Origin of the sequence: Treponema sp. OMZ 906 (genome assembly GCF_024181185.1) — a bacterium.
In the GTDB taxonomy this organism is placed as follows: Bacteria; Spirochaetota; Spirochaetia; order Treponematales; family Treponemataceae; genus Treponema.
The window spans coordinates 176,028-198,186 of the sequence record NZ_CP051196.1; the positions used below are offsets into that span (position 1 = coordinate 176,028).

General features: G+C 43.7%; 20 protein-coding genes. 7 read left to right on the plus strand and 13 right to left on the minus strand.

The genetic code is table 11. From position 1 onward, the window contains the following. Nucleotide 1: 1 nt before the first annotated feature. Genes E4N69_RS00765 through E4N69_RS00780 form a run of 4 tightly spaced genes read left to right on the plus strand, consistent with a single transcriptional unit; the run spans nt 2 to nt 4,302 of the window. Nucleotides 2–1,975 (plus strand): FapA family protein, encoded by a 1,974-nt coding sequence (locus tag E4N69_RS00765; RefSeq protein WP_253824167.1) that lies wholly within the window; start codon nt 2–4, stop codon nt 1,973–1,975. After that, a complete protein-coding gene (locus tag E4N69_RS00770) occupies nt 1,956–2,291 on the plus strand; it encodes a hypothetical protein (protein ID WP_044015000.1) in 336 nt (111 codons plus the stop codon). Before E4N69_RS00765 ends, E4N69_RS00770 begins: the two co-directional genes overlap by 20 nt. 5 nt (nt 2,292–2,296) lie before the next feature. Next, a complete protein-coding gene (locus E4N69_RS00775; protein WP_253824168.1) occupies nt 2,297–2,818 on the plus strand; it encodes a hypothetical protein in 522 nt (173 codons plus the stop codon). 56 nt (nt 2,819–2,874) lie between these two features. After that, nucleotides 2,875–4,302, plus strand: coding sequence for a nicotinate phosphoribosyltransferase (locus tag E4N69_RS00780; RefSeq protein ID WP_253824912.1), 1,428 nt, complete (start codon nt 2,875–2,877; stop codon nt 4,300–4,302). 73 nt (nt 4,303–4,375) lie between these two features. On the opposite strand, the gene E4N69_RS00785 is transcribed toward E4N69_RS00780, so the two are convergent. From E4N69_RS00785 to E4N69_RS00830, 11 genes are all read right to left on the minus strand, one after another. Next, complete coding sequence (locus E4N69_RS00785) at nt 4,376–6,121, minus strand: hypothetical protein (protein WP_253824169.1); 1,746 nt, start codon at nt 6,119–6,121, stop codon at nt 4,376–4,378. 76 nt (nt 6,122–6,197) lie between these two features. Beyond that, nucleotides 6,198–6,917, minus strand: a complete 720-nt coding sequence (locus E4N69_RS00790) for a hypothetical protein (RefSeq protein ID WP_253714830.1) — start codon at nt 6,915–6,917, stop codon at nt 6,198–6,200. 10 nt (nt 6,918–6,927) lie between these two features. Then, a complete protein-coding gene (locus tag E4N69_RS00795; protein WP_253824170.1) occupies nt 6,928–7,689 on the minus strand; it encodes a hypothetical protein in 762 nt (253 codons plus the stop codon). Nucleotides 7,690–7,714: 25 nt separating this feature from the next. Next, nucleotides 7,715–9,022: a PQQ-binding-like beta-propeller repeat protein gene (locus E4N69_RS00800; RefSeq protein ID WP_253824171.1), complete on the minus strand. Its 1,308-nt coding sequence runs from the start codon at nt 9,020–9,022 to the stop codon at nt 7,715–7,717. Between the two features lie 50 nt (nt 9,023–9,072). Beyond that, complete coding sequence (locus E4N69_RS00805; RefSeq protein WP_253824172.1) at nt 9,073–10,395, minus strand: outer membrane protein assembly factor BamB family protein; 1,323 nt, start codon at nt 10,393–10,395, stop codon at nt 9,073–9,075. Nucleotides 10,396–10,444: 49 nt separating this feature from the next. After that, a complete protein-coding gene (locus E4N69_RS00810) occupies nt 10,445–11,767 on the minus strand; it encodes a PQQ-binding-like beta-propeller repeat protein (protein WP_253824173.1) in 1,323 nt (440 codons plus the stop codon). Between the two features lie 63 nt (nt 11,768–11,830). Then, complete coding sequence (locus E4N69_RS00815; protein WP_253824174.1) at nt 11,831–12,712, minus strand: hypothetical protein; 882 nt, start codon at nt 12,710–12,712, stop codon at nt 11,831–11,833. After that, entirely contained in the window at nt 12,663–13,391 is a 729-nt protein-coding gene (locus E4N69_RS00820; protein WP_253714835.1) for a hypothetical protein, read from the minus strand. The genes E4N69_RS00815 and E4N69_RS00820 overlap by 50 nt, the downstream gene beginning before the upstream one ends. Nucleotides 13,392–13,407: 16 nt before the next feature. Next, nucleotides 13,408–13,542, minus strand: a complete 135-nt coding sequence (locus E4N69_RS12660; protein WP_256478594.1) for a hypothetical protein — start codon at nt 13,540–13,542, stop codon at nt 13,408–13,410. A 253-nt stretch (nt 13,543–13,795) separates the two neighbouring features. Then, nucleotides 13,796–14,740 (minus strand): helix-turn-helix transcriptional regulator, encoded by a 945-nt coding sequence (locus E4N69_RS00825; protein ID WP_253824175.1) that lies wholly within the window; start codon nt 14,738–14,740, stop codon nt 13,796–13,798. Between the two features lie 22 nt (nt 14,741–14,762). Further along, complete coding sequence (locus tag E4N69_RS00830; RefSeq protein ID WP_253824176.1) at nt 14,763–15,812, minus strand: endonuclease/exonuclease/phosphatase family protein; 1,050 nt, start codon at nt 15,810–15,812, stop codon at nt 14,763–14,765. Between the two features lie 210 nt (nt 15,813–16,022). On the opposite strand from E4N69_RS00830, the gene E4N69_RS00835 reads away from it, so the two are divergent. After that, nucleotides 16,023–18,104: a sodium-translocating pyrophosphatase gene (locus E4N69_RS00835; protein ID WP_162662038.1), complete on the plus strand. Its 2,082-nt coding sequence runs from the start codon at nt 16,023–16,025 to the stop codon at nt 18,102–18,104. A 125-nt stretch (nt 18,105–18,229) separates the two neighbouring features. Here E4N69_RS00835 and trpS read toward each other — a convergent pair whose 3' ends face one another. Together trpS and E4N69_RS00845 are read right to left on the minus strand one after the other, a co-directional pair. Then, a complete protein-coding gene (trpS, locus tag E4N69_RS00840; RefSeq protein ID WP_162662039.1) occupies nt 18,230–19,279 on the minus strand; it encodes a tryptophan--tRNA ligase in 1,050 nt (349 codons plus the stop codon). A 332-nt stretch (nt 19,280–19,611) separates the two neighbouring features. Next, nucleotides 19,612–20,313 carry a Bax inhibitor-1/YccA family protein gene (locus E4N69_RS00845; protein WP_253824177.1) on the minus strand — a complete coding sequence of 234 codons (702 nt, stop codon included), beginning with the start codon at nt 20,311–20,313 and terminating at the stop codon, nt 19,612–19,614. Nucleotides 20,314–20,461: 148 nt separating this feature from the next. Between E4N69_RS00845 and E4N69_RS00850 the strand changes: the two genes are divergently transcribed. Next, nucleotides 20,462–20,773, plus strand: coding sequence for an InlB B-repeat-containing protein (locus tag E4N69_RS00850; RefSeq protein ID WP_253824178.1), 312 nt, complete (start codon nt 20,462–20,464; stop codon nt 20,771–20,773). A gap of 254 nt (nt 20,774–21,027) precedes the next feature. Then, nucleotides 21,028–22,017 carry a sialidase family protein gene (locus E4N69_RS00855; RefSeq protein ID WP_253824179.1) on the plus strand — a complete coding sequence of 330 codons (990 nt, stop codon included), beginning with the start codon at nt 21,028–21,030 and terminating at the stop codon, nt 22,015–22,017. Nucleotides 22,018–22,159 lie beyond the last annotated feature (142 nt).

The window sequence follows — 22,159 nt, forward strand, 5'->3', positions numbered from 1 at the left end:
TATGATACATTTTGAACAAATTCGGGAGCAGATGAAGGAACAGTACGAAAAGGATTCCTCCCGTTTTTTTGTTGAAGTTACAGGGCAAACCCTCGAAGAAGCAATTGACAATGCTGCCGTCGAGCTCGGTTTACGCCGCTCCCTTATCGACTATGAAATTTTACAAAAAGGGGCTTCAGGTTTTTTTGTCTTAAACCCCAAAGAATGGAAAATTCGTGCTTACGAAGCACACAAAGTGCGTAAACCTAATGTTCATGCGGAGGTCGCTGCAGGTCTCAGTACGGAAGAATTACCGGAAGAAAATATGGATAGGGACGGAGCTGCGTATGTATTCTGCGCGCCCGACGGTGTATTCCTGAAAGTTACGCCGCCCATCGGTAACGGCAGAAAAGTAGCGCTTGCCGATGTTGTGGAACGAATACGCGATAGAAATGTGGCTGTCCCGCCGGATGAAATTTTAAAACCGATTGTTAAAGCCTGTGCGGATGAATATGTCAGAATAGGACATTATGAATATGTGCCCGGTAACGATGCGCTGATGTCCGTTGAAATCAGCGATGACGAGATGAAAGCATATCTTTTTGTGTCTCCACCGATGCCCGGCGGCGCCGATGTGTCGGCAGATATGATTATCACCTTCTTATCAAATAATCGTGTCATTTCAGGTGTTAATGAAAAAAGAGTTAAACAATTCCAAGATAGTCCCGTATATCGTGAAAATTATTTAATCGCAGAAGGAACACCGCCGCAAAAAGGCGCCGATGCGAAGATCCTTTTCAATTTTGAAACCGATAATACGCAGCTGCGCCTAAAAGAAAACAAGAGCGGGCAGATTAATTTTAAAGAGCTCAATCTTATTCAAAATGTCATTGAAGGGCAACCGCTTGCCCAAAAGGTTCCTGCTGAAGAAGGGAAAAGCGGAAAAACCGTTACCGGAAAATACCTACCCGCTGCATCCGGTAAAGATATAGCTATCCCATTGGGAAAAAATACTCGATTAGCCGAGGATAATCTGACGGTTGTTGCCGAAACGAAAGGTCAAGTTTTGCTGATAAAAAACAAGATCAATGTCGAGCCGATTATGACGATCGAAGGTAATGTGTCGATCAAGACCGGGAATATCGTGTTCCTTGGTACGGTATTTGTTAAGGGAAATGTTGATGACGGCTTCTCTATTAAGGCTGCGGGTAACATCGAAGTAAAAGGTACTGTCGGAAAGGCATCGTTGGATGCGGAAGGTGATATCGTCGTCAGTCAAGGTATTGCCGGGAAAGAAGGTGGGCATATCCGTGCGGGTAAGTCGATATGGTCTAAATTCATCCAAAATATCGAATTGGTAGAAGCGGGAGATATGGTTATCGTATCGGACGGTATCTTAAATTCAAAAATTATTGCTAATCATAAAGTTATTTGCCGTGGAAAGCGTGCTGATATCATCGGTAGTCAAGTAACCGCGTGCGAGGGGGTGTATGCTCGAAATCTCGGTAGCCCTGCAGGCGGTTCTGATACGGTTATCAGTGTCGGCTTCGATCCACGCAGCAAGGAGCGACTTGTCATACTAGAGAAAAATCTGCTTGCTTCCGAGAAAGCGCTCACAGCCTTAAAGCTTGATTTAAAATCGCTTGAAGGACAAAAAAAGATTCTCAAAGAGCTCTCCGAAGAGAAAGAAGCATTGCTTAAAAAGAAAAAAGAGTTACGCTATATTAACGAAACGGAAATTAAGGAGCTGCGAAACGAAATAGAACGGATACGAGATTATCTTGCTGCGCTAAAAACGGATGGACGGGTTTCTGTTTCAGGTAATATTTATACCGGTGTTCGGATTGTTATTAAAGATATTATCGAAGATGTACGGGTTGATTGCAAGGCAACGACATTCTTTTTGCAAAACGGTCTCGTGCGGTATGGCCCTTATGAGGACTATACCAATGATGATGACGTAAAGAGGACGCCCAGTGGGTATTCAACCGATTGATCTACAGACACTTTATACTCAACTTGATAAGGTCGGAAAGCTTCAAGGAGACGCACGGCAGACGTTTGCTGCAGAATTCGAAAACAGTCAGCAAGCTAACAAAGAAGATGCCGCGCGGCGCCAGCAAACGGTACAGAAAACCGAGGCTACAGGAGCTGAAAAAACGGCGATAAATAAAGACGGTTCAAACGGTTCTTCAGGAGGGGCATTTAACAATACTCCTCAACAGCAAAAAAATGAAACGCCTCTTACAGACGAAAAATCATATTATATTCAAGATCCCTTGCTTGGAAAAAAAATCGATATTTCAGGATAATTCCTATGCTTATTGTTGCCCTCATACTGCTCTGTATTAATATTATTTTAATGATTGTTTTTTATCGAAAGACATCACATAACTTTTCGCAAAATGCATACCGTGACCGTATTCGGGAAGAAGTAAATCGGCTTATTATCGATATTGAACATGAATCGGATCATGCGGTAACGGTACTTGAAGATAAAATTCAGCAGATAGAGAAGCTCCTTGCCGACACGGACAAACATATCGCGCTTGTCGAGCAGGAGCATGAAAAATGGCGAATGCAAAAAGATTTTCTTGGCTCCCGTCGGACTTTGCAGCAAGAAGATACTGAACCGGCAGTCGATACGAAAAAAAATACCGTGATGATTTATAAAAAACCTATCGGCATCCCCGAAGCTGCGGCAAAAGTCTCGCCTCTTTTGAATCCTCGGGAACAAGTTGTCGAACTGGCACGACAAGGATTCTCGATCGACTTTATTGCCGAAAAAGTAGATCTCCCTCTTGGTGAAATTGCACTTATTCTCTCTATAGGAGGATAGGTGAGGTACGAAAATAGATCTCAAAACTATCGGGCAAAACAATTATAGGAGTGATGATGATTACCAGTGCACTTTTTTCGGATCTCTATGAGCTGACAATGGCTCAAGGTTATTTTAAACGCCAAAACAATCGGCCGTGTGTCTTTGATATGTTTTTTAGGCGCAATCCGTTTAGAGGAGGGTACGCGGTCCTTGCAGGTCTTGAGCCGTTGCTCGAAGCGATTCAAGCCTTTCACTTTGATGACTCCGATATAGCCTACCTTGCGACTCTCCATCTTTTTGATGATGACTTTCTTAGCTATCTCAAGGATTTCCGCTTTTCAGGTTCGGTATGGGCAATGGATGAAGGAAGCCTTATATTTCCCAGCGAGCCGGTACTGCGTATCGAAGCGCCGATTATCGAAGCATTGCTTCTCGAAGGGCTTATCCTCAATACTATCAATTTTCAAAGTTTGATTGCAACAAAGACCGCCCGCATCTGGCTTGCGTCGGGGAAGTCTTCTATTATGGAATTCGGCTTGCGGCGTGCGCAGGGGCCGGACGGCGCGATGAGCGCTACCCGTGCGGCTATTATCGGCGGGGCGGCCGGTACCAGCAATACACTCGGCGGAAAGCTTTACGGCGTACCGGTGATGGGTACCATGGCTCACGCATGGGTGATGTCTTTCCCCACTGAAGAAGAGGCGTTTGAACAATACGCCGCCATCTATCCCGATAAGTCGGTATTCCTTATCGACACGTACAACACGCTCGGTTCCGGCATCGAGGCGGCAATAAAAGTCGGGAAAAAACTGCAAGCGCAAGGGAAAAACTTCGGCGTCAGACTTGATTCAGGGGATATGCAGTATTTAAGCACCGAAGTACGGAAACGGCTCGACGCTGCCGGTTTACCCGAAGCCAAAATCTCCATTTCCAACGAACTAACCGAAGAAATTATCGAATCGCTCATTTTGAACAAAGCGCCGATTGACTCGTGGGGTGTCGGCACTCACATGGTAACCGGCGGGCAAGAATCTTCGTTCACCGGTGTATACAAACTTGCCGCGCGTCAATCCGATGACGGAACGTGGCTGCCGGTGATGAAGCTGTCGGATAATCCTGCAAAGATTACCAATCCGGGCATTAAACAAGTGTGGCGGCTCTACGACAGTGACGGATTTTTTAAAGCTGATATTATCGGTTTATATGATGAAACGCTCGATGCCGAAGTAATGAACACCTACTATCACCCGTTGAACGATTACCAAAGCTTTTCGTTTAAGGCGGTAAAGGCGGAGGAATTGCTCCACCTAAAAATTACCGATGGCGTATACACCGGCAAAAAGGAAACGCTCCAAGAGCTGCATCAGCGGGCAAGCCGGCAGCTTGAATGTTTACATCCGACTTCCCGCCGCCTGCTCAACCCGCACATCTACAAGGTGTCGCTTACAAAGACGCTCTTTGCAATGAAGCAGAAGCTGCTGCATTCCCTGCGCCGTGGATAAAAACCGTATCGTCTGCAACCATCTTATAAGATCAACATCTCCGACCTAGAGCGTCGGGGGTGTTGATTCTGCCTCATTTTTTTGTTATGCAAAAAAACACGCGACCGAGAATCTCGGTTCCAGTAAAGGTACAGCTTATCGGATTTCCGAAAGGAACTTCATCAAAGTAAAAATCTTCGGCGCGGTAAAAAACAAAACTATACGGTAATAAACGATCGATGGTCCCATTGCGGTTTAATAGAGGATGCGGCAAACCGATTATGAGCGCATTACCGTGCCGGTCTACTACACCGCTAATCTTTCCCATACAAGGTAAAAACTCAACAGCTTCGTCGGTTAGCGGGTCTTGTTTGTACGGCAAAAAACCGGTTGCAGGACATTTTCGCCGCAAATCGCTTAGCATTTGCAAAAAGAGCGTATCAGTCGGCGTACCGAATGCTTCGCCGATTGCTTCCCAGCCGGTATAGGGAGAGCTGATAAGTTTTTGCAAAAATGCTATGCCGCCGGCATCTTTAACATGGACAGAATTTTGGCTATCCCACGTCATACCTCCCTTTTGCCAAAAACACCATGATAAAAACAGTGTCATAGCTCCTCGCTGTCCTACCGAATCATCTAAGCCGGCTGCGCTGTTCTTGCAAAAAGAATATCCTAGCGTATTGGAAAGAAAGACATGAAAAAATTTGATATTGCCCCCGCTGATACCATACCCAATCAAGTTTTCTGAAAGATGACTGATACCTTCATCAAGAAATATATCAGCGCGTTTTGCTTGAGTATCTCCTGCTTTAATCCGGTTATAGGTCTTTTTCGTAAACGTTACTGCATGGGTTAACTCATGTCCGATTGTCGCGGCAATCGATTTGTAAAAATACTGATCGTTCGGTATTGAAGACGGCATAGCTGCATAAATAATATCACCTTCGTTACTGGCAGGATTATAATTTTCGGAGCTCGTATCGTTATTTCGTTTAAAAAAATCGGCAGGATTAAAAAAGCCAAGCGCCCTTTTTTCATTATTTATCGTAGGAGAAAAGACAATCGTAAATTTCTGATTATGGTCAATATCCGCAGCCGTTCCCCAAATCTCAGCTACTCGGATATAAATTGTGTTTTCAAATTCCGCTATACAGGCATCAATGGCGGCGGTATCGGCTGCATATTCTTTTGGGAGCCACACCGTTATGGTATCTGAGGTATAATAGCGTTTAAAAAGTATGTTATGCGGTTGTCCCGATTGAAACGCCGTATTAACAATAAGAAAGTTTCTTTCATTTTCGTCCTGTAAAGGAGAAACAGTATTCCGTTTGAATATCCGAGGAGGAGAAACGACTTGAAGTTTTTGCATATCACCGGAACCGGTACAACGAAATAACTTTAACTCATCTTCGTTGTTATTTAGGCCATTTGCTTTCGCAGTGATGTTGTTATCTACGTTATTACTATAACGCGCTTTAGGCAACATCTCTGTTATACAGGTTAGCTCCGATGCCGATCCGTCCAAGGATACGATATACGGTTTATATTGATTATTTTTTATAACACAGGTATACGGGAGATATGGCAGCAAAAATCTTGTTCCGTTTTTTTCGATATTATTTCGTTCCGTTACGGTAATCGATACGGAAACACTGGCGCCCCGGTGTACATCACGGGCAGTAATAATATGCGTGCCGGCAGAAAGGCGGCAGGATATTTGAGCCCCCGTGCCAAGATTCCCATCGAGTGAAGAACTCCAAGAAACGGAAGTAATATTTTTGTCGATAGCACAGGTAGCTGGAATATCGTCATAGTAGACATTCCCAGCAATGGGAGACACAATAGTAAAATCTTTAGGTTGGATACTATTGTGCTGACAGCTTAACAATGAAACGAATAGAAATATAAAAAAGATTTTATTCGGTTTCAAATTGTAGTCCTTCCGTCCGGCGAGACGATACTGAATAATAAAAAGCTTTTTCCAAGAGAGGATCTCCTGCGATTCTTTGCGCAGTGATAATAATTCGGTATTGTTTATGCGCAGTTAAAGTATGCGCAGGAATGGTAAGCTGGGCTGCCGTTGACGAGCAGCTATACACGTTGCTGAGTGCTGTTTTAATTTCTACCGTATATACACATTCTGCGCCCAAAGGTTCCCACGCAATTTGAATTGTCTTTTGTGAAGAGATGGCCTCTCCTTTCAGTACGGATTTTCCGGACTCATCTTGAAACACGGTAATCGGTGGAGCTTTAGATAATTTATGATGCGGTACGGTGAGCGTCAGTGTATCGGTTGCAGCATTGGTATGTACTCGTATTCTAATATCTCCGTTATCCGGTAATACGGCTTGTATCCAATAATAATATTTTGCTGCATCGAATTCCAAAAAGTACGCACGATTGTTTTTGTCGATACAGATAACCGAAGCAGCTGTTACGGCATTCCCATCCTTGTTTTCTACAAAAACTTTTATCAGACTTTCTTCGTTTTTTTCGGATTGAATGATCGCTCTTACAGAAAGTTTTGCGTTTCTGTTGGTAGTTTCCGCCGTATGGAGATTTTTACAACCGCTGTTTATGGGCAATAGGGCACATAGCAATAAAAGCCAAGACGAACCTCTAGATTTTATATACATGGGAACCTCCTCAATAATTGATACTCAACGCTAAGCCGAATTGGTTGGGGGCGATGATAGGTACGGTATGAATAGACACTTCTGCTTTTGCCGGACTCAGTGCTTCTTTAAGCGTTCTATTGTATTTTGCTGTATGCACACTTACGCTGATAATGGAAGCAAGTTTGTTTGCCAGAAAGACGCCGAATCCTGTTTGAACGATTATTTTGGAGATTTTCATTGTCTTATCAATTGATGAGAATGTGTCCGCTACTTGTTTGTCGTCTTGTCCTAATAGTAGAGCCGGTAATAAAAGAACGTACATAAGCCCCCCTCCTAAATAAATAGAGCCGGCAGTAACTATGGTACCGACTGCAAGGCTGTCTATTACCATATGTGTTATTCCGCCGACTCTATCTTTATTGATAAAGTTACCGATACCAAAGCCGAGTAAACAATTAAATAGGAGCGGTTTCACATACCCCAGTCTGTATTGTCCTTGTATATCAAGCCGCCGTCCTTCGGGCAGCAGCAAGGCTTGCTGATTGATGAGCGCTTTGTTTTTAAAAAGTCCATCCTTAATCAGGTCATCAATCCGAATTTCTGCCATTGCCCCCTGTACTTCGGCTATTTTAGCAGGGGAAATTTCCGATAAGGTCTCTGCCCCTATCGTTGTTTCTTGGGCAACGGTATTGCTTTGAACCGCTTTATTTTCGTCTGCTTGAAGCAGCCCTTGCGGATAAGCCGTAAGAGCTATACAGAATATAGTGCATAGAAATACATCTTTTTTCATATTTTATCCTCCTTGTGTATAGGATTTATACCCGCATAGCGGAAATAGTTGCGTATTTGTCGTCAAGGTTCCTATTAAAGAAGATATAGTGATTTTTATACAAGACGTTTATACCGTTAGCCCAACCTGAAACCGTTTTATCGATGCCCAGAAGTTTTCCTGTTTTTGCATCGAATACCAATAGGCCGTTGCCGTATGTTATTATGTATATTTTTCCGTTCGCAACGATCAAAGGAGTACGATATGAACCGTATTCTAACGGCGCACTCCATAAAAATTTTAATGTTACGGCGTCGATGCACATCAGTGAATAGTCGCGTTGCCATCCTATGCGTCCTCGCGTAAACCGCACGGTAATGTAATACAGACGTTCATTATCATATCGAACTTTATGCAGTGAAACAGTTGACTCAGCAAGATTTCCTATTGAAGGAGGCGCTATTTCTCCGTCATACCGATTAAGTATTGAGCCGTCTCTTTTATCTATACGTATAAAGGAATTGGTTAACACATATAATACATCGTCCCTGATGCACAATTTACTATCGGAGTATCCCTCTATATTATCCAGCTGTTTTTCCCATTTAATCGTTTCGGTTTGCAAATCGATGGCAACGACAACCCCGTAACCGTTTGGATACTCTCGATTGCATGTCAGCAGGTACAGAATATTATCTTCGATAAGCTGGTCGGATACTAATTCGCCCCCATTCCAATGAGCATTAAGATGCATCGGAGAGGGAGGACGGATTTGTATAGCGTACCCTTGTGTATAGTCGATTGCCATTACATCAAGTTTTAACAGGTCGTTTGTACCCCAATAGAGCGCTCTACCATCCGTCATGATCGTATTGGATAGGCTACGGTTACGGGATATTTCTTCTTTTGTCGATCCTATTTGTACTAACGCCGATAATTTTCCGTCCGTATCTGAGTAACAATACAATAGCCCGCTTTCAAAGCGCATAATATAAAGAGTATCTCCGATTTTTACAATGTTTGAAGAGTTTTTGCCGTCACCGATATATATCTTATTCCCTGTCCATTCATCGATTCCCGTTTCCATATCGCGTTTTACCAGATACATTGTTTCCATATCTTCACGTTCTAGCAGATACAGGTACTGCCCTTCAGTGTATGGATTGCTTGTGTCCCATACCTTTTCCAAACAGAGCTGCCAAGCATAACAGGGGGTATAGCGAGGATATTTCTTTTCTACACCCATAAATAGAAGATCGCAAGAACTGCTCAGAATTAATAATATTATAGTCGTTGCAGAAAAAATGCTTATTCCGGTACTGTGCTTACCAAAAAGAAAAGTTTTGCGTTTCATGTTAGTTTTCTCCTTTAAACACTGCGGCAGCAAAGGCTGCCGCAAATCCCCTATACCCGAATAGCGCACAGGGTTGCGCGGTTTGTTTTAAAGTTCTTGTTAAAAAAGATGAAGTAATCTTTATACAGTACATTTGCTTCGTCCCCCCATGCGATAATACTTTTATCCACGCCCAACAACTTCCCTGACTTTGCATCGGATACCCGCAGCCCGTCTATATGCGTTACGATATATGCCTTTCCATCCTTTACTACCGGATACGTACTGCTGGAACCGCTTACCGGATGGAAGCCCCACAGGAATTTAAGCGTCTTTGCATCGATGCAAACGAGGGAATATACCAGCTCCCATGAGTCTCCTGTTTGTGAAGGTGTTTCAGTGGAAGCAACTGTTGTATAGTATAATCTATCGTTATCATACCAAATACCGCATAAAGATATCGCAGGAATCATCATCGGCTGTGTAAAAGGCGGCCCAATTTCATCGTATCGATTTAATATATCACCATTTTGTTTATCGATTCGTAGAAGCGACGTATCCAATATATATATAATATTTTTTTGAATCAGCAATGGATTGTGGACAACTCCTTGAAGCCCATGTAATTTTTTTTCCCATTTTACCATTTCACTTTGTAAATCAATTGCTACCAGTGTACTGTAGCCGTCAGGATAGTCGCGATTGTAGGTATTAAAATAAAGCATATTGTCATCTATAATCGGCGCTGACCAAAAAATACACTGGCGCCAATCAGCTTTGGTATATAGACTGCGCGGAACACGGATTTGTATTGCCCCGTTTTGCGTGTAATCTATTGCATCTAAATCAAGTTTTAAAAGATGTGCGCTAATGCTCCCCGGCTCTCCCGCACTTCCCCAATATAGTGCAGCCCCATCCGTTACAATTTTTTCAAGCTTACATCTATTGTGAAGCGCTTCCTGTTCCGTCGTTCCTACCTGTATCCGCGCTAATCGCGTACCGTCAATATCTGAATAACAATAGATAATACCATTTTTTCGCATAAAATAGAGCTTATTATCGGCTTTTACGATATTTGACGAGTACCACTGATGTCCATCAAATATTTGATCTGCCTTCCATACATAAGCGCCGGTTTCCATATCTATTTTTATCAGCTGTACCCCATCCTCTTTTTCTCTTTCAATATTCTGAAGAAGGTATAAATAGTTGTCTGCAGTGTATGCTTGAGAGTGAATTTGCATTCCATCAAGCTCTAATTTCCACGCATAGTTAGGCATATAGACCGGTTCTTCTTCTTTGCTATTTCGTTTCCCGCTATTAAACAAAAAATCGCAGGAAGAACATGCGGTAAGTAATAAGGATGATAAGATAAAAAGTAAGTATTTCTTCATAAGTACAATCCTTTAAAAACTGCGGCAGCACAGGCTGCCGCAAATCCCCCTACACCCGTATTGCGCACAGGGTTGCGCGGTTGGTTTTAAAGTTCTTGTTAAAAAAGATGAAGTAATCTTTATACAGCACATTTGCCTCGTTCCCCCATGCAATAATACTTTTATCTACACCCAATAGCTTCCCTGTCTTTGCATCGAATACCCGCAGTCCGTCTATATGCGTTACGATATACGCCTTTCCATCCTTTACTACCGGATAGGTACTGCTTGTTCCGCTTACCGGATGGAAACCCCACAGGAATTTAAGCGTCTTTGCATCGATGCAAACGAGAGAATAAATAAATTTTTTCGGTATACCTGTTTGTGAATGTGCATCGCTTGAGCAGATAGTGGTATAGTACAATCTACCGTTATCATACCAAATGCCGCATAAAGACGGTGAAGGGGTTGTAGCCGGATGTTCCGCAGAGTTTTCTTCGCTATCGTAGCGGGTTAAAATGTCTCCGGTATGCTTATTTACGCGTAAAAGAGAACTATTGATAACATACAGAATATCATCTCGTACGAGTAACGTATTAAGCGTTGTTCCGGCAACACCGTATAATTGTTTCTCCCATTTTACCGTTTCACTTTGTAGATCAATTGCTACCAGTGTACTGTAGCCGTCAGGATAGTCGCGATTGTAGGTATTAAAATAAAGCATATTGTCATCTATAATCGGAGCTGACCAAAAAATACATTGGCGCCAATCAGCTTTGGTGTATAGACTGCGCGGCACACGGGTTTGTATTGCCCCGTTTTGCGTGTAATCGATTGCATCTAAATCAAGTTTTAAAAGATGCGCGCTAATGCTCCCCGGCTCTCCCGCACTTCCCCAATACAGCGCAGTTCCGTCCGTTACAATTGTTTTAAGAAAGCAGCGGTTACGGATTGCCTCCGCTTCTGTTGCTCCTACCTGTATCCGAGCTAATCGCGTACCGTCAACATCTGAATAACAATAAATAATACCATTTTTGCGCATAAAATAGAGCTTATTATCGGCTTTTACGATATTTGACGAGTACCACTGATGTCCATCAAATATTTGATCTGCCTTCCATACATAAGCGCCGGTTTCCATATCTATTTTTATCAGCTGTACTCCATCCTCTTTTTCTCTTTCAATATTCTGAAGAAGGTATAAATAGTTGTCTGCAGTGTATGCTTGAGAATGAATTTGCATTCCATCCAGTTTTAGCTGCCAAGCATAATTAGGAGTATAGGACGGTTCTCTTTCCGTATCCTTCTGTTTATTACTATTGAACAGCAAATCGCAGGAAGAACATGCGGTAAGCAATAAGGCTGATAAGATAAAAAGTGAGTATTTCTTCATAAGTGTGCTCCCTTTGAACTGTTGCGGCAGCAACAGCTTCTGCAACAGTTCCTATTAAAGTTCTTACCGAATCCCTTTTCCTTGCTCTATCATACTCGTAATCTCCTCTTGCACTTCTTTTGGCGGCATCTTCGTACCATTATAATTAAAAATTTCCGCATGATTGTAGTTAAAGGTAGTATAACCTTTATCTTTATCTCCTACAATTTTCCCGTGTACACTCTTCGGGATATACTGGCTTTCTTTTGCAACAAGGCCGTCGTGTTCGGATGAGCCGAGCAGGTTATTTACGCGGCTGTCGAAGTTCCAGCAATATTCACGCGCCTTGACACAGGCTGCCGCATAGCGGGGACTTCCCGTAAATAAGCCGACAATCCCCACGCATTTTACAATATGAATACCTTCCGCAGCGGCAAAAAATCCTCCTGTTACGTTCAGCACTGTACGTATACCTTTTTCTGTACTTCCGGCTATACTCAATACATTGTTTTTTGTACCGGCGATATAGCCTATCGGAATGTTTTCAGGTAGTTTAGACGTATGCTTATATCCAATGTATGTGCTATACACAGGACTATACTGCCAACGCAACGCCCAATACTTCCATCCCCAGCGGTTTGTTACCCTTTCCCATCCCAAGTGCCGGGTCGTGCCGGTTTGTACCTGATAGGAATACGGTTTTGATTCTATAACATTTTGCTTTATAAAATCGCTTTGCGGTATCATATCCCGAATTTCGCAGTACTCATTTAAGGTGGTTTGTTCTGCTGCCGCTGTTGTTGCTTGTAATGCCGGCTTTACCCATTGGCTTAGTCCAGGGTGCTTATCTAATATGAAATTAATGAGCCACCACCCCAATTTATTGAACTCTCGTTCATCAAAACCGGCAAAATATTTACCACAACCATTGATATTTCTGGAAAACAAAATAACCGTAATTATCATCTACAAGTAAAGGAATCGTTTCCAAAAGCCTGATGGTTTTTATTGATGTGTTCGGAGTTGAGCCTAGTGAATATGTCCTGAGTACTGCATCCCGTTCCGGTTCTGTACTGTTAAAATAAATTGTTGTTAATGCATCTTTATACTCATCATTATACATGGTGCCATTTAAAATACTCTTATAATCAGCAGCATTAATCCTTAATTTTAATTTCGATTTTATGATCATAAAAAAACTGCGAGGATTTGAATTATATCGCAAATCCATGTATGCTGCTTTTCCATTTTTGATAGTAATTTTTTTCCCGTCTTTGAAAACTATTGGATAAATATTCTCAGATTCAGAAAAATTATCAATATCTTGAAAGTAGGTTCCGGGAACAAACTTTGAAGATACATAACCGATTTTTCCCTCAGCGTAAAGTTTACTAATATCTTGAAAACTTTTGTTCAAAATGGGATTGCTTTCTTCAATTGGCTGAATATCATTAATGGAACATTTATTAAAGACAGATTTTGTTTTCTCAGAAATAAATTCAACAGTTAACGGACTTTCTGTCATGTTCAGAACATAAAACTCTGCCGTATGTTCACTCATATCCGTTACTTGTATGCATGAACTAAAGGGAAAACATAAAACAACAACTAAAACCAATGCACGTATAAAATCTTTTATTTTCATTTATAACCTCTCTTTTCTAAAATATTCCAACGCTCAGCTTTACCCTGCTCAACGGTTCATAAAGCTGCGATGTCCCGTCCACTGAATTTTTGCAAGCCGCTGCTGCAAGCAGAGCTGACAGAATAAAAAGATACGATACTTTTCTTTGCATAATCACTCCTTTGCATCCGTACGTGCAGTTTACAAACTGCGGTTTGAACAAGTTCTTGTTCATAACATAAACACTCGCCGTCCCAAAACCGAACCGACGCGTATTCCGCTTCTCTATACTCAAGCGTAAAGGAGCTTTTCTCTGCCGTCAAGTCGATATTCTGCAAAGAACCGGAGTTCTTAAAAAAAGAACTTTCGGTTCTCTTTTTTCGGGGTTGTTTAAAAAACGGTCTGACGTGTTTGTCTTGATGACCTTATTGAATTAATTCATGCTGCTGTATAAAAATGAGAAAGGCATGATAATTCGCAACGTTCAGCGCTTTGTAAATTTCGGTCATTTCTTTTTTTATCACCGATTCCGAAATACAAAGTTTGTCGCCGATTTGTCTGAAGGTAATACCCTCCGCCGCTAAGCAGAGGCATTGGTGCTGCCGATCGGTTAACCGGAGCGAAGATACGTGGATGGGCGTTTTTCGTGTATAATAGTGTTTTAAATCATCTGCAAACAGGACAAACAGGGCAGCTGCCATAAAAAAACCAAGCCCAATGTGCAGCAACGAAAGCATAAAAGCGGTGCTCCCATGCCGAAACCACTGGGTAATCAAAACAGCTGCAAAGCTGCCGCCTAACACACTAATCTTATATCGGATATATGTTTTAAAGAAATTCGCTTTTAATAGAATGAGTAATCCTGCCAGATATAAAGAAAGTCCGAGCAAATTGCCGCCATGATAAATATTGACCAATCCTGCAATCAAACACGGAAACGTATACAGGATGATGAAGCGGGGTTTGATTGCGATATAACCGAGCATAACCGCACATAAAATATTGGATAATCTGATCAGCCTATCTGACGGAAGAACGGAAATATACTGCAATACAATGACGGCAACGGTAACGGGTAGCATGATAAGAGCCACAAGCCGGGATTTTTTTATGAGAGTTTGGGTATAGATAAAATGCCGTATTTCTTCTATAGGTTGTTTAGTGCGCATAGAAGTATTCCTCTTGCCGATCGGTATTCCATATAGCATACCGGTTAAAACCGGAACCGTAAAGTCCTTGCCGATGGCTTTTATCAATACCAATACCGCGGGATGAATTGCTTGCGGACAACCCGAAAATAACCGGTACCCGGACAATCCGCAAGCTGATTCGTGCGATGGGGTTGATTCCTGCCGTTTTTCTACCGCCACGGATGGCGGTTGTGCCTCTCTTTTAATCGTGTATTTCGAAGCGGAAGCCGAGCGGTAAATGGTCTGAATACCCTTCGCCGGTCAGTACATTGTATCTGACCGGTTTACCGTCTTCAATCAGCGGCGGTTCATACAATACAAAAAACAGCAGCGGTTCGATATAAGCCTGTCCCGTATCCGAAGCGTTTTCTGAAACCTCATAATCGCTCGTACCACTCTCGTAGAAAATATGATCGATTTTCTCCCACGAATTTTTAAAGTAATAGCTGCCGTTCGGCTGTGCGCCCGCTTCGTTCTCTGTTCTATAGCTCGATACGTTCCAACACACCGGAAAATCAGACAGCTGATTAAATTCTTCCAATGTCTGATTAAAGTCTCCGCATACGACAAAGGGGATATCCGGATTTCTTTCTCTGTGTTCTTGAATTTTTTTTATCAACTGAGCTTCTTGTTGAGCGCGGACGACTGCACTGTCGGAACCACCGGTTTTTGATTTCCAATGCACGGCAAAAACGGTTAATAACTGCGGCTTATCTTTGCTCCCCGTATTCAATACCACCTCAATTAGCGGACGCAGCGACACCTTTTTTTCGGTCTGCAAGCGATGTACAAAATAGCGTTCAACAGGATACTTACTCAAAATCACCGTAGTAAAGGCGCCTTTATCCGAATGCGGCGGGCATACTGCATAGGGATAATTTTCTCCATTCGGTAGTTGTTTACAGAAGTCCTCAATCACGCGGTTACTTTCAACCTCCTGCAAGACCACGATATCAGGCAACCGGTCTTTTTTCCCTGTCAGCTTTTCTCCTGCTGCAAATATGGTGCCTTTAAGCCGTTCGAGGCGGGCTTTGTACTTCTGAGCTGTCCATCGGGATTTACTCCCTTTGTATTCTTTAAACTCGGTACCGTCCTCTACGGCGTCAAAGAATGTCTGCGTGTTATACGTAACGAGTGTAACAGGCTCATTAAACTGCCTATCCGTAAGGGGAGTACACCGCGTGCATTGTAGAAAGAAAACGCCCACGGCAATGCAGGCAAAGAACGGAAATAACAATCGTTTAAGTTTCATGGCTTAACCTCCGGCTCTTATATAGAGCACGAGACGCAAAATGGCTATAAAATCAGGCTTGAAAAAACATATTTCATGTATTAAAATACGAAAATCAGTTCCAATAAAAAGTACTTTGGACACGTCACAGAAGCAATAGTTATAAATTGCAATAGAATCTTCTATAAAAAATTTTATAAAAGAGGGAAAAGTATTGAGAGGAGTAATAGTATGATAACTAATCTTGTGTATTCCGTATTGGTGCTTGTTCTTGCGGGGAGCATTGCAGCATTGCTGTATGCCTTTGCAAAAACGCGCTGGATTAACCGGCAGCCGGTAGAGAACGATGACTTACGGCGCATCAGCGGGTATATCTCGGAAGGAGCAATGGCTTTTTTGAACCGCGAATATAAGGCATTGGTGCCTTTTATTGCAGCGGTTGCTTTGTTTTTGGCTGCCGGAAATAAAGGCGAGCTTAAAATGGAAGCGCTTACTTTCGTATTGGGCGCAGCAGTATCCCTGTTGGCAGGATTTATCGGCATGAAGGTTGCAACTGCGGCAAATGCGCGCACGGCGCAGGCGGCAAAAAACGGCGGTCTTACCCCGGCATTAAAGGTTGCATTCTCCGGCGGCAGCGTCATGGGTATGAGCGTTGTCGGTCTTGCGCTATTCGGATTTTTTATTGTAATGCTTATAGGAACCCTGACTTACGGAACGGATATCAAGACTTTTTATAATATAACGTTACCGCTTGGAACCGCCTTTTCGCTTGGCGCTTCCTCAGTCGCGCTTTTCTCTCGTGTCGGCGGCGGTATCTTTACCAAAGCGGCGGACGTCGGTGCAGACTTGGTCGGTAAGGTAGAAAAAAACATTCCCGAAGACGACCCGCGCAACCCTGCCACTATTGCGGATAACGTCGGTGATAACGTCGGCGACGTTGCAGGTATGGGGGCAGACCTCTTTGAATCCTTTGTCGGTTCGCTGATTGGAGCGATGATTCTCGGTTTAACCGTCGTCGCTTCCGATTCCCTTAAATTAAAGCTTATGGTATTGCCGCTTTTGATTGCGGTTTTGGGTATTGTTGCATCCTTAGTCGGAACGATATTTGTACGTGCAAAACCGGGAAGCGATCCTCAAAAAGCGTTGAACGCCGGTACCTTCGGCGCGGCAATCCTGGCAACTGTTTTCTTGTTTATCGTATTGAAGTTCTTTATCGGCGAAGAAACCTTTAATGGAACCGCCGGTATGTACCATATCTTCGGTGCAACGATTACCGGCCTCGCCTCCGGCGTTCTTATCGGGCTTTTAACCGAGTACTATACCGGTACGGGCAAGAAGCCGGTTGTTTCGATTATGAATTCATGCGAAACAGGCGCCGCAACAACGATTATTACCGGTCTCGGCGTCGGTATGCGCAGTGCATTCCCGACCATCGTATTGATCGGAGCGGCAATCTGGGGCAGCTTCAGCTTGGCAGGCCTCTACGGTGTCGGTATTGCGGCAGTCGGTATGCTGGTTACGCTCGGCATCCAGCTTGCCGTCGATGCTTACGGCCCCATCGCGGATAACGCAGGCGGCCTTGCTCAGATGGCGGAGTTCCCGGGCGAAGTACGTGAAATTACCGACAGCCTCGACGCCGTCGGAAACACTACCGCTGCAATCGGGAAGGGTTTTGCTATCGGTTCCGCAGCATTAACCGCTATCATCCTTTTTACCTCATTTAAAGAACATACCGGCGTCGATATTGTCGATATTACGAATATTCCCGTTCTGACCGGTATCCTGCTGGGCGTTGCGGTGCCGTTCCTCTTCTCCGCTATGGCGATGTCCGCAGTCGGTAAAGCCGCGTACAAGATGATAGAAGAAGTGCGCAGTCAGTTTAAAAATAAGCCCGGCATTTTGAACCACACCGAAAAGCCGGACTATAAGCGCTGCGTAGACATCAGTACGCAGGCCGCTATCCGCGAAATGGTTATCCCCGGCCTTGTTGCCATTATCACACCGATTTTAGTCGGCTTTGTCGGCGGCCCGGCGATGCTTATCGGGCTATTAACCGGCGTTACCGGCTCCGGCGTTGTACTCGCCATCTTTATGGCAAATTCGGGCGGCGCATGGGATAACGCAAAGAAGATGATTGAATCGGGCAGCGGCGCAGGCAAAGGCTCCGAAGCGCACAAGGCCGCCGTTGTCGGCGATACGGTTGGCGATCCCTTCAAAGATACCGCCGGTCCTTCGATCAATATTTTGATAAAGCTGATGTCGATGGTCTCATTGGTTATCGCACCGATGCTGAAAACTTTCTGGGGCTTATAAAAGAAGACCTCTGTATAGAACTTGCGGTAATACGCTCCGATGGGTGTAAACCGCAGGGCAAAAAAAAGCCGGTTTATGGTTGTCCATAGACCGGCTTTTTTATAATTTGTTGAATCTTCTTCTCGTTATCGGTTTTTTTTCTGTACTTCTTCCGCTTTTCGGGAAATTTTATTCCAAACACCGGAAACACCCATTGCTTTTTTTACGATTTTAAGGGTTTGTGCGGCTTCCGCCCGCATCTTCATCGTACCGTTGTAAATAATTTCGTCGATGAAGCCTCGTTTGGATGCATACATCGCACGCCGTTCTCTAATAGGTTCAAGGAAAGTATTGATGGCGGCGGCGAGTTTATCCTTTACTTCGACATCGCCAACCTTTCCCTTCCGGTAGCGTTCTTTTAAATCTTCAATTTCCGCTTTGTTCGGATTAAAGGCATCATGGTAGATGAACACCGGATTCCCCTCTACAGTTCCCGGAATATCGGCGCTGGTTCGGTTGGGATCGGTGTACATACTGCGTACCTTTTTTATCACTGTTTTTTCATCATCGCAGAGAAATATCGCATTGCCGAGGCTCTTCGACATCTTAGCCTGCCCGTCCGTACCAACAAGCGAGCCGCAATCGCTTACCATAACCTCCGGCAACGGAAACACATCACCGTACATATAGTTAAAGCGTTTTGCGATTTCCCGCGTCAATTCGACATGGCTTTCGTTGTCCTTGCCGACCGGTACTAGATTTGCACGGGGCAACAGAATATCGGCAGCCTGCAGCACCGGATAGCCGAGGAGCCCAAGCGGTAATTCGGAAAGATGGGCTGCCTTGGCCATATCCTTTATGGAAGGAATACGCTGCAGCCGCGGTACGGTAACAAGGTCGGAAAAGAACAGGTTCAATTCGCATACTTCCGGTACCGCTGATTGCAGATAAATAACCGATTTTTCAGGATCGATTCCGCAAGCTAAATAATCCAGAGCCATTTGCCGCACATTATCGGCAAGTTCATCGATATATTGTTTATCAGGCTTTGTCGTCAGTGTATGTAAGTCCGCAATGATAAAAAAGCATTCAAATTCGTCTTGAAGCCGCACACGGTTCCTAATCGAGCCGACATAATGTCCCAGATGAAGGTTCCCTGTAGGACGATCACCCGTTAAAATTCGTTTTCTTTCCATAAAGGCGATAGTACCATGTTTATCTTTAGCAGTGCAAGGGTAACCGCAAAAGAATCAACGCGTTAGTACATAATCGACTTAACCAAAATGAACAGCATTACATTCCTCATAACGAGTTTTGATAAATTGACATTGGAAAATATATCGTTAAATCGAAAAAGGGAAGGATTATGATATATAGACGATTGGGTGGATGTGTAATATATGGAAGGAAAATAGCGCTCCGCTATCGAGATGCAGCAACCGGCAAAGTGTATATTTTGTTCAGTTGCCGCATTTCGAACAATTGTTATGGGAACCCCTAAAAGCTAACCCTATTTTTAGAGATGCCTTTATCTTCTTTTGCCGAATAAGCGGAGGAGGGCTAAGAAGATATTAATAAAGTCAAGATACAGCTCTAATGCGCCGATAATCGCAACCTTCTTAAAATCTTCATTATCCTGTGCATAACGGGCAGCTTGTGTAATCTTTTGCGTGTCATAAGCGGTTAGTCCGGTAAAAACACCGACAGCCACAAAAGAAATCAGCCAACTGAGCGAAGAAGAATGCATAAACCAGTTAACGATTGATGCAATGATCAATCCGGTAAGCGCCATCATCAAATACTTACCAGCCGAGTTTAGATTGCTCTTTGTTGTTGCCCCGTAAATACTCATTGCACCGAACATCAGCGCCGTTATGACAAAAATACTTGCAACAGAAGTACGCGTGTAGGCAAAGAGTACCACCGAAAGCGTCAATCCGTTAACAATCGAGTAGATCACAAAAGAAGCGGCTGCAACCGGAAAGCTCATTTTTCTGATACCTGCCGACAGGATAATAACCAGCGCAAATTCCGCGAGGATTAATCCCATGAAGGTAAAGTTGCTTCCAAAGATAAACCGTGCAAGCGTTCTGCTATTGAAGACCGCAAAGGCTGCAAGCCCGCTTATTGCTAAAGCTGCAACCATCCATCCATATACAGCGGTGATAAACCGCTGAGAGATTTTTTCATTTGCTTGCTGCAATGAAATGTTGTCAGGTGATGTGTTCATGTTCTTAATATACAAATGAATATCAGGTCTGTCAACAAACGAAGTTTCATGCTAAGTAGGATTTTATCCGATTTTTTCTTAAAACGAGCTCTTGTCATTGTTTGTAAAACATGGTATCGAATGCTTAGAATACGCTCAGGAGATATCTATGAAAAAATACCTTCTTTTTATTGTTACGATCGCAATTGTAGCGATATCGATTACATGTACGCATCCTAAATTGCCGGGAGAAAAAACAGATATCCCCGATACGTCGGCCTTTACCGTAACATTTGATGTGCAAGGACGCGGAAAAACACCGGCGTCTTTAACCGTACCGAAAGGCAGCTTATTGACTGACGCTCAAAGCCCGCCCCTTGAATTTTCGGGTTGGGAGTTCGACGGTTGGTTTAAAGAGGCTGCGTGTACCAACCAGTGGAACCACGCTTCCGACACGGTTAGCGAAAACACGACGCTGTAACAGACTTATGGCAAAGTAAAACCGCGCCCTACCCTAACGATTTTTACCGAATCCCCGCCTTTGCAGTAACGAATGACGGTACACTGCTTGCCGTAACCGATTTACGGTATGGGCATGGTGCTGATTTAGGTAACGGACATCGAATCGATTTATTAATCAAGCGTTCAGGAGATAACGGCAAAACATGGTCGGGATCAGTCAATATCACCAATGTACCTAAAACTGCACAAACCGGCTACGGAGATGCGGCTATCGTGGCTGACCGTGAGTCGAATGATGTACTTATCTTGTGTGTTACCGGAAATATTTCGTATCAACACGGGAATGCCGGTAATCATCAGCATGTTATCAAATTCGTTTCCCACGACGGGGGTAAAACCTTTTTGGCGGGACAGGATATTTCCGATACGATTTTCGGGTTTAATTCCACATGGAAAAGCCTGTTTTTCGGTTCGGGCAAGATCGTACAGTCGCGTTATATTAAGGTTGGCAGTCATTACCGCATTTATTCGGCTCTGTTAAGCTACGACTATGGCAATGCCGTCGTATATTCGGACGACTTCGGTACTTCATGGCATATTTTAGGAGATCCGAATACAGCAGCAATTCCCATCCCCGGAAATGAGGCAAAGGCAGAAGAACTGCCGGACGGTAGTGTTGTGCTTTCCAGCCGTAACGGCGACTACGGCAAAGGCAGGTTTATTAATATTTTTACGTATAGCGATCCTAATTCAGCTTCAGGAAACTGGAATACACAAGAATTCTTAGACATTGATCCCAGCGGGAGAGGCACAAACGGCGAAATTCTTATCGTCAAGGCGCGTAAAACTACCGGAATAAAAGAACCGGTCTACCTTGCATTCCAATCACTTCCCGATGGTCCGGGACGTTCAAAGGTTACCATTCATTGGCGGGAGCTGCCGAACGGCGCTATCAGCGTAAGCGATTTTGTTTCGGCCTCTGCTTGGCACAGCTACTTGGTGGAAAACGGAAACAGTGCATATTCGACCATGGCGGTACAGCGCGACGGCGGTATCGGCTTTTTATACGAAAGAAATACACGTGGGCTCGACTACGATATCGCGTACAAAAATCTGCCTATCGATGTCATCACAAACGGCGTTTATGAAGCAGTCGTCCTCGGTACGGGTTCAAAGCAGTGCCCCTATACCGATTTGGAAGGCAAGCCCGTTGCAGAAAGTGTGAAAAACTACTATCAAAAAGAAAAACTGCACTGGAAGTAATAGCTTTTATGCATTGAAGACAGCAAAAAACAATAGGATACCTCTAAAACGTGAGGTGTTTAGAGGTACCGCTTAAAAACACGGCGAGTTTGCTTTGCGCAAACATCACGCATTTTAAGATACCATTTGTATCGCTTAAAAT

Excerpts from the sequence above, each read along its gene's own strand:
- E4N69_RS00765 (WP_253824167.1), top strand. The coding sequence starts at position 2 with ATGATACATTTTGAACAAATTCGGGAGCAGATGAAGGAACAGTACGAA.
- E4N69_RS00775 (WP_253824168.1), top strand. The coding sequence starts at position 2,297 with ATGCTTATTGTTGCCCTCATACTGCTCTGTATTAATATTATTTTAATG.
- E4N69_RS00780 (WP_253824912.1), top strand. The coding sequence starts at position 2,875 with ATGATTACCAGTGCACTTTTTTCGGATCTCTATGAGCTGACAATGGCT.
- E4N69_RS00790 (WP_253714830.1), bottom strand. The coding sequence starts at position 6,917 with ATGTATATAAAATCTAGAGGTTCGTCTTGGCTTTTATTGCTATGTGCC.
- E4N69_RS00795 (WP_253824170.1), bottom strand. The coding sequence starts at position 7,689 with ATGAAAAAAGATGTATTTCTATGCACTATATTCTGTATAGCTCTTACG.
- E4N69_RS00800 (WP_253824171.1), bottom strand. The coding sequence starts at position 9,022 with ATGAAACGCAAAACTTTTCTTTTTGGTAAGCACAGTACCGGAATAAGC.
- E4N69_RS00805 (WP_253824172.1), bottom strand. The coding sequence starts at position 10,395 with ATGAAGAAATACTTACTTTTTATCTTATCATCCTTATTACTTACCGCA.
- E4N69_RS00810 (WP_253824173.1), bottom strand. The coding sequence starts at position 11,767 with ATGAAGAAATACTCACTTTTTATCTTATCAGCCTTATTGCTTACCGCA.
- E4N69_RS00815 (WP_253824174.1), bottom strand. The coding sequence starts at position 12,712 with ATGATAATTACGGTTATTTTGTTTTCCAGAAATATCAATGGTTGTGGT.
- E4N69_RS00820 (WP_253714835.1), bottom strand. The coding sequence starts at position 13,391 with ATGAAAATAAAAGATTTTATACGTGCATTGGTTTTAGTTGTTGTTTTA.
- E4N69_RS12660 (WP_256478594.1), bottom strand. The coding sequence starts at position 13,542 with ATGCAAAGAAAAGTATCGTATCTTTTTATTCTGTCAGCTCTGCTTGCA.
- E4N69_RS00830 (WP_253824176.1), bottom strand. The coding sequence starts at position 15,812 with ATGAAACTTAAACGATTGTTATTTCCGTTCTTTGCCTGCATTGCCGTG.
- E4N69_RS00835 (WP_162662038.1), top strand. The coding sequence starts at position 16,023 with ATGATAACTAATCTTGTGTATTCCGTATTGGTGCTTGTTCTTGCGGGG.
- trpS (WP_162662039.1), bottom strand. The coding sequence starts at position 19,279 with ATGGAAAGAAAACGAATTTTAACGGGTGATCGTCCTACAGGGAACCTT.
- E4N69_RS00845 (WP_253824177.1), bottom strand. The coding sequence starts at position 20,313 with ATGAACACATCACCTGACAACATTTCATTGCAGCAAGCAAATGAAAAA.
- E4N69_RS00850 (WP_253824178.1), top strand. The coding sequence starts at position 20,462 with ATGAAAAAATACCTTCTTTTTATTGTTACGATCGCAATTGTAGCGATA.